General features: G+C 63.2%; 7 protein-coding genes and 1 tRNA gene. 7 read left to right on the top strand and 1 reads right to left on the bottom strand.

Translation table 11 applies throughout. The annotated features are described in order from the left end of the window. A partial coding sequence (locus tag BLQ71_RS03105) for an IS5/IS1182 family transposase (RefSeq protein WP_074620687.1) occupies positions 1-286 on the top strand: 286 nt, incomplete at its 5' end. Positions 287-1,688: 1,402 nt separating this feature from the next. On the opposite strand, the gene BLQ71_RS03100 is transcribed toward BLQ71_RS03105, so the two are convergent. Beyond that, positions 1,689-1,778, bottom strand: a tRNA-Ser gene (locus tag BLQ71_RS03100). Positions 1,779-1,979: 201 nt separating this feature from the next. Between BLQ71_RS03100 and BLQ71_RS03095 the strand changes: the two genes are divergently transcribed. The 6 genes from BLQ71_RS03095 to proB all read left to right on the top strand — a co-directional run bounded on the left by BLQ71_RS03095 (position 1,980) and on the right by proB (position 6,849). After that, a complete protein-coding gene (locus BLQ71_RS03095; RefSeq protein WP_229754899.1) occupies positions 1,980-2,834 on the top strand; it encodes a DUF2059 domain-containing protein in 855 nt (284 codons plus the stop codon). Positions 2,835-3,033: 199 nt separating this feature from the next. Then, on the top strand, positions 3,034-3,621 hold the full coding sequence (locus BLQ71_RS03090; protein WP_043138586.1) for a 50S ribosomal protein L21: 588 nt from the start codon (positions 3,034-3,036) through the stop codon (positions 3,619-3,621). A 21-nt stretch (positions 3,622-3,642) separates the two neighbouring features. After that, positions 3,643-3,912 (top strand): 50S ribosomal protein L27, encoded by a 270-nt coding sequence (gene rpmA / locus BLQ71_RS03085; protein WP_043138588.1) that lies wholly within the window; start codon positions 3,643-3,645, stop codon positions 3,910-3,912. A 184-nt stretch (positions 3,913-4,096) separates the two neighbouring features. Continuing rightward, a complete protein-coding gene (locus tag BLQ71_RS03080; protein ID WP_069208919.1) occupies positions 4,097-4,636 on the top strand; it encodes a GNAT family N-acetyltransferase in 540 nt (179 codons plus the stop codon). 78 nt (positions 4,637-4,714) lie between these two features. Next, complete coding sequence (gene obgE / locus BLQ71_RS03075; RefSeq protein WP_043138594.1) at positions 4,715-5,755, top strand: GTPase ObgE; 1,041 nt, start codon at positions 4,715-4,717, stop codon at positions 5,753-5,755. Then, positions 5,743-6,849 (top strand): glutamate 5-kinase, encoded by a 1,107-nt coding sequence (proB, locus tag BLQ71_RS03070; protein WP_069208917.1) that lies wholly within the window; start codon positions 5,743-5,745, stop codon positions 6,847-6,849. Before obgE ends, proB begins: the two co-directional genes overlap by 13 nt. Positions 6,850-6,878: the final 29 nt, after the last annotated feature.

The raw sequence follows: 6,878 nt of genomic DNA, 5'->3' as shown, positions 1-6,878 counted from the left end.
CAGCGGGTTGCCCAAGGTGAAGTGGCTGCTCGGAGATCGTGGCTATGATGCCGATTGGTTTCGAGAAGCCTTGCAGGACAAGAAGATACATCCTTGCATCCCGGGCCGGAAGAAACGGAAGACGCACGTCCGGTACGACAAGCGCAGATACAAACGTCGCAACCGGATCGAGATCATGTTCGGCAGGCTCAAGGACTGGAGGAGGGTTGCGACCCGTTATGACCGCTGCCCACGAACCTTCTTCTCAGCAATCGCACTTGCTGCGACCGTAATCTTCTGGCTTTGAGAGAGAACGAGTCCTGACCCTAGGCGGAAACAATGGCGAGATTTTCCTGAGCCACAGAGAAGCCGCCAAAGCGTTGAACGTGCACCGCAACACGGTCGGCCCGTACTTCGATGAATTGGAGGCGCGCGGCTTCATCCGTTGTACTGTCAGGCACCATCTAGGCCCGTCCGGTGTCGGGCTGGCGTCGAAATGGGCTTTGGAAGAATTGCCCACTCTGGACGGAAAGCCCGCAACCAAGTCTTTCATGCGGTGGCGCGCGCCAGGCAAAGGGCCAAACTTAAAAGTGGTGGGGGCGCAATGACAGATCCGATTGTCAACGAAGGTCAACGTGTCGGATGGCTGTTAAGGTTTTTTCAGGTTTGCAGAGAAGCCGCCGTGAAACACCTGCCTATGGCTAGATGTATAAATGTCCGGGTTTCTGTGACGCATGAAAATGCAGAAAACGCTTCGCACGTCACAAATTCCCGGACGTTTCCGGATCTGAGCGCCGCAAGTGTCACTGTCGTTGTGACGGGGTGGCCGATTTTTTGTGCGGGGGTTCCAAAGAGTCGATGGCTCAGACCGAACCTGCTGTCTGTCAACGGTTTGACCCGTCTCTGAGGTACAGGAACCCACTCGCCATGGCCGCACCAGATCCGCATTCCATCAGCTTTGAAAGGACGCCTGACGGATGGTCAGTTTCATACGAGGGCTATTTGTGGTCCCGGAGCGACAGCAACCGCAAGGCACGTGTCATGGGCATTCTACGCCGCTTGCTGCGGGGTACCTGGTGCTGTTCGTGGTGCGGCGCTTCGCTGCCTGCCTACAAGCGTCAGGATGCAAGGTACTGCTGCCAGCGGTGCCGGAAGCGCGCAGCGGTGCAGCAGCGGCGTGAGAGGTCATTCGCGTTGCGCGCTCAGTCCCAAACACATCTGGCTGAAACTACATCGTCGCCACGGTAGGGGATGAGAACCTGCGTGGCGAGTTTGTCGGAAACAGAGGACCGAACAGCGACCGGGCGACCTTCTGCGACGTACAAGGCGCATCGAAGGACGTGACCCTTTTCTGTGTGCGCTATCATGATTGAATACATCCCCGAGGTTTCATGCCTCTAAAGTGATTGAATGGGTACATCGGCAAGGACTGGTGTCGGTAGCAAGACGACGGCGCAGAAGGCGGCAAACTTCATAGGCAATCACTCCAAGGCAAACAGTCGTTACAACGCCACAGGTGAAAGGGGCGGTCAAGCTGATGGGGAGGGGTAGGGCCAATCCCTATAGCCTTTGTCTGGGGACCGGCGCATGGGAGGCAAATTTCCGCATTCACAAAATGGAGAATGCGACAGCGTGGGGGGATTTGTGGGGGAACGAAAGCGAGAAGGGTTGCGAAATCGCAATCTTCTCAAGTGCTTATGTGGGTGTAATGGCGGAGAGACAGGGATTCGAACCCTGGGTCCCCGTGAAGGGACAACGGTTTTCGAGACCGCCCCGTTCGACCACTCCGGCACCTCTCCGCGGGGGTCTGGGTAGAGGGGCGTTTAGACAATTCCCCAGCGGGGCGCAACAGCCAAATCACAAGTTTTTCCGATGCCGGTGAAAGAGCACGGGGATGTCGTGATCGTGACGGCGTCAACCCGCCCGCATCGCGCGCAACAGTTGTTGTGGACGCGGCTCTGCTCTACCACTGAAAGGGTTCAGACCCGCGCGAGGACAGAATGACCACAACCGCCCCGAATTCGAATGCCATGACGGCCCGGCGAACGATCCCGGCGCTGCTGGCGTGGCTCACCTGCCTCTGTCTGGCGTTGCCGCTGCGGGCCGGGCCGATCGACGAACTGGCCGAGTCGCTGCAGATCGATGCCATGATCGAGGTCATGCGCGTCGAGGGCATGGCCTATGGTGCGGAGCTGGCCGAAGAGATGATCCCCGGCGGCAGCAATTCTGCCTGGCAGGAGTTGCTGGACCAGATCTATGACGCGGAAAAGATGCGCACGATTGTCCGCCAGGGCTTTGCCGAGGTCATCGAGGACAGCGACCCGGCGCCGCTGATCGCTTTCTTCTCGTCCGACCTGGGGCAGAAGATCATCACGCTGGAACTGGAAGCGCGGCGCGCCATGATCGACGATGCGGTCGAAGAGGCCGCGCGCCAGGCCTATCTCGAGATCAAGGGCAGCGAAGATCCGCGCCTGGACCAGTTGCGCCGTTTCGTCGATGTCAACGACCTGCTTGAAACCAACGTGACCGGCGCGCTGAATGCCTCGTTCCGCTTCTACTCGGGACTGGTCGACGGGGGCGGCTTGCAATTGGCCGAGGGCGATATCCTGGCCGATGTCTGGAGCCAGGAGGAAGAGACCCGCGAGGACACGCGCGAATGGCTGTTTGCATACCTTCTGCTCGCCTATGAACCGCTGGAAGACGAGGAGCTGGAAGCCTACATCGCCCTGTCCGAAACCACGCAGGGGAAGGCGCTGAACCGCGCGCTCTTTGCCGGGTTCAACGCGATGTACGACGAGATTTCCTATGCCCTGGGGCTGGCCGCCTCGCGGCAGATGCAGCAGCAGGATCTCTGAGGCCGGCCGACGCAACAATGCCTTGACAACCACGGGCTTTGCGGACCATAAGCCGCGCACGACAGGACGGGGCTTTTGGCCCCGCCTTTTGTTTTTGTTCAACGATCGTCCGCAAGGACGCGCAGTTCGAGGCGGGGCAGGGCCCTGGAAACTCCGGATGACGGGGCCACAGAACGCGGCAGAAAAGGAAAGACGCACCATGTTCGCGGTGATGAAAACCGGCGGCAAACAGTACAAGGTCCAGTCGGGCGATACGCTCCGGGTGGAAAAGCTGGCCGCAGACGCGGGTGAAACCGTGCAGTTCAACGACATCCTGATGCTGGGTGGCGACACCACCGTCGTCGGCGCGCCCTTCGTGGCCGGCGCCGCCGTGCAGGCCGAGGTCATCGACCAGGTCAAGGGTGACAAGCTGATCCACTTCGTCAAGCGCCGCCGCAAGCACAGCTCGCAGCGCACCAAGGGCCACCGCCAGCAGCTTACGCTGGTCCGTGTGACCGAGATCCTCGCCGAAGGCGCGGACGCCACGGGCGTCAAGGCGGCCCTGGGCGCCGGTTCGGCCCCGAAGGCAGCGGCCCCGGCCGCAGCCCCCAAGGCAGCAGCAGCCCCCGCAGCGGTTGAATCCGGCGACGACCTGACCCAGATCACTGGTGTGGGCCCCGCAGCCGCCAAGAAACTGGCCGAGGCCGGTATCACCACTTTCGCCCAGCTGGCGACCGTGGACCCCGAAACCTTCGAGGCCACCAAGGTCAAGCCCGAGTGGGTCGAACAGGCCAAGACCCTGGCCTGAGTCAGTTAAGGAGAGAAACGAATGGCACATAAAAAAGCAGGCGGTTCCTCCCGCAACGGTCGCGACTCTGCCGGACGCCGTCTTGGCGTCAAGCTGTACGGCGGTCAGGCCGCGATCCCGGGCAACATCATCGTGCGTCAGCGCGGCACCAAGTTCTGGCCGGGCGAAGGCGTGGGCATGGGCAAGGATCACACCATCTTTGCAACCGCCGAAGGCGCCGTGACCTTCCGCAAGGGCCTCAAGGGCCGCACCTTCATTTCGGTCCTGCCGGTGGCGGAAGCTGCGGAATAACGCCGAGATCAGTGTCACGGAAACGGACAGGGGATCGGCGGCACCGCCGGTCCCCTTCGCTGTTTTCGGGTGACTGTTCCCCAGGCCCGGCAACGGGTCCCCGGATCGGCCATGCCAATGACAAATTGATCTGCCATCAACCCGGCAGAGCCGATCCCGTCCACTGCACGAGAGGAGAGTGCACATGGGCCTTGATGCAACTCACGACCAGCCCGTCGTCAGGACCGACCGGTTCGATCTGCGCCCCGTGCGCCGGTCCGATATCGGGCTGATGGAGCTTTACACCGGCGACGAACGCGTCGCCCGGATGACGACCTCCATCCCGCACCCGCTGCCGCCGGGCGCGGCAGAGGCCTTTGTCACCCGTGTCACCGCGCCCGACCGGCAAGAGGACGTCTGGGCGATGGATGCCACCAAGGTGGGCGGCTCCGAGCTCATGGGCGTGATCGCGCTGGAGCGGATGGATCGCAACCAGTCCGAGGTCGGCTACTGGGTGGCGCCTGCCTTCTGGAACACGGGCCTTGCATCGGAGGCCGTTCGCGCCCTTGTCGAAGCCAACCCGATGGGAAATGCGACGATGTTCGCCAGCGTTTTCCAGGACAATGCCGCTTCGGCACGGGTGCTGGTGAATTGCGGATTCGAATACATCGGCGATGCCGAAGCCTATTCCGTGGCCCGCCAGGCCAAGGTCCCAACCTGGACATATATCTGCAAGCTGGCCTGAGGCGTTGCGCAAGGCCCGCTTGAGCGCCGGGGGAAACCCCGGTAAACCGCCGCCTGTCTCACGCCGAAAGCCCCAATCATGAAATTCCTCGATCTCTGCAAGGTCTACATCCGCTCCGGTTCCGGCGGGAACGGCTGTGTCAGTTTCCGCCGCGAAAAATTCATCGAGTACGGCGGGCCGGACGGAGGCGACGGCGGCCGCGGCGGCTCTGTCTGGGCCGAGGCGGTCGACGGGCTGAACACGCTCATCGACTTCCGCTATCAACAGCATTGGTTTGCCCAGAACGGCCAGGCCGGCAAGGGGCAGAACCGTACTGGCGCCGATGGCGACGACATCCTGCTGCGGGTGCCCGTGGGCACGGAGATCCTCGAAGAGGACGAGGAAACCGTCGTGGCCGATCTGACCGAACTGGGTCAGCGGGTGCAACTGGCAAAGGGCGGGAACGGCGGCTGGGGCAACCTGCGCTTCAAGACCGCCACCAACCAGGCACCGCGCAATGCCAACCCCGGCCAGGACGGGGTGGAACGGACCCTCTGGCTGCGGCTGAAACTGATCGCGGACGTGGGTCTGCTGGGTCTGCCCAATGCCGGCAAAAGCACCTTTCTGGCGGCAACGTCCAATGCCCGGCCAAAGATCGCGGATTACCCGTTTACCACGCTGCACCCGAACCTTGGCGTCGTCTCTGTCGACAACACGGAGTTCGTCGTGGCCGATATTCCCGGCCTGATCGAGGGTGCGCACGAGGGCCGGGGCCTTGGCGACATCTTTCTGGGCCATGTCGAACGTAGCGCGGTTCTGCTGCATCTGGTCGATGGCACATCGGGCAGCTTGATCGAGGATTACCAGACCATCTGCAACGAGCTGGATGCCTATGGCGCTGGCCTGTCCGATAAGCCCCGCGTGACCGTCCTGAACAAGATCGACGCGCTGGATGCCGAGGAACGCGAATTCCTCAAGGAGGAACTCGAGGCGGTGGGGGCCGAGAACGTTATGCTCATGTCCGGGGCCTCTGGCGAGGGCGTGACCGAGGTTCTGCGTGCCCTGCGTCCGCATGTCGAGGCGCGCCGCGCGGCAGATCGGCCCGCGGACCCCGAGGAGGACGGGACATGGCAGCCCTGACCGAGGCGCGCCGGGTTGTCATAAAAATCGGCTCGGCCCTGCTGGTGGATCGCAACACAGGCGATCTGCGCCGCAGCTGGCTGGATGCCATTGCCGAGGACATCGCCGCCCTGAAGGCGCGCGGTGCCGACGTGGTGCTGGTGTCGTCCGGGTCGATTGCGCTGGGGCGGGGCATCCTGCAGTTGCCGCCCACGGTTCTGCCCCTCGAACAGTCGCAGGCCGCTGCCGCCGTGGGCCAGATCCACCTGGCCCGCGCCTGGCAAGAGGCGTTGGCGCCGCACGGGCTGACCACGGCTCAGGTGCTGGTGACGCTGGAAGATAGCGCCGACCGCCGCCGCTACCTGAACTCGCGGGCGACCCTGGAAACCCTGTTGGGGTTCGGCGCCGTGCCCATCGTGAATGAAAACGACACGGTGGCCACGGATGAGATCCGCTATGGCGACAATGACCGGCTGGCGGCACAGGTAGCCGTGACCGTGGGTGCCGACCTGCTGGTGCTGCTGTCGGATGTGGACGGGCTTTATACCGGCAATCCGAACAGCGATCCGGACGCACAACGGCTTGAAACCGTGTCGGAAATCACGCCCGAGATCGAGGCGATGGCGGGCGACGCCGGCTCTGGCCTGTCCAAGGGCGGCATGAAGACCAAGGTGATGGCGGCCAAGACGGCGACCGCCTCGGGCTGTGCCATGATCATCATGCATGGCGCCGAACTGCATCCGCTGCAACGCCTGACCGATGGCGCGCCCTCGACCCTGTTCACCCCGCATCTCGACCCGCACGCGGCGCGCAAACGCTGGATCGCGGCGATGAAACCGCAGGGCACGCTGCGCGTCGACGAGGGCGCGGCGCAGGCGCTGGCCTCTGGCAAGTCGCTGTTGCCCGCCGGGTTGCGCGCGGTCGAAGGCGATTTCGGACGCGGCGAGCCGGTGACGATCCGGACGCTGAACGGCCTGACCCTGGGGCAGGGGCTGACCCGATACACGGCCTCCGAGGCACGGGCCATCGCCGGTCACCACAGCCGCGACATCGAGGGCATCCTGGGCTATCCAGGCCGCGCCGTGCTGATCCACCGCGATGACATGGCGGTATGACGGGTTTCTTTGACCCGTGCCGTCGATCT

Source organism: Antarctobacter albus (assembly GCF_900101505.1).
Classification (GTDB): Bacteria; Pseudomonadota; Alphaproteobacteria; order Rhodobacterales; family Rhodobacteraceae; genus Antarctobacter; species Antarctobacter albus.
This window is presented reverse-complemented; position numbering and strand designations above follow the sequence as displayed.

What these genes read in the sequence shown, in the direction of transcription:
- BLQ71_RS03095 (WP_229754899.1), top strand. Translation starts at nt 1,980, where the DNA reads ATGACCACAACCGCCCCGAATTCGAATGCCATGACGGCCCGGCGAACG.
- BLQ71_RS03090 (WP_043138586.1), top strand. Translation starts at nt 3,034, where the DNA reads ATGTTCGCGGTGATGAAAACCGGCGGCAAACAGTACAAGGTCCAGTCG.
- rpmA (WP_043138588.1), top strand. Translation starts at nt 3,643, where the DNA reads ATGGCACATAAAAAAGCAGGCGGTTCCTCCCGCAACGGTCGCGACTCT.
- BLQ71_RS03080 (WP_069208919.1), top strand. Translation starts at nt 4,097, where the DNA reads ATGGGCCTTGATGCAACTCACGACCAGCCCGTCGTCAGGACCGACCGG.
- obgE (WP_043138594.1), top strand. Translation starts at nt 4,715, where the DNA reads ATGAAATTCCTCGATCTCTGCAAGGTCTACATCCGCTCCGGTTCCGGC.
- proB (WP_069208917.1), top strand. Translation starts at nt 5,743, where the DNA reads ATGGCAGCCCTGACCGAGGCGCGCCGGGTTGTCATAAAAATCGGCTCG.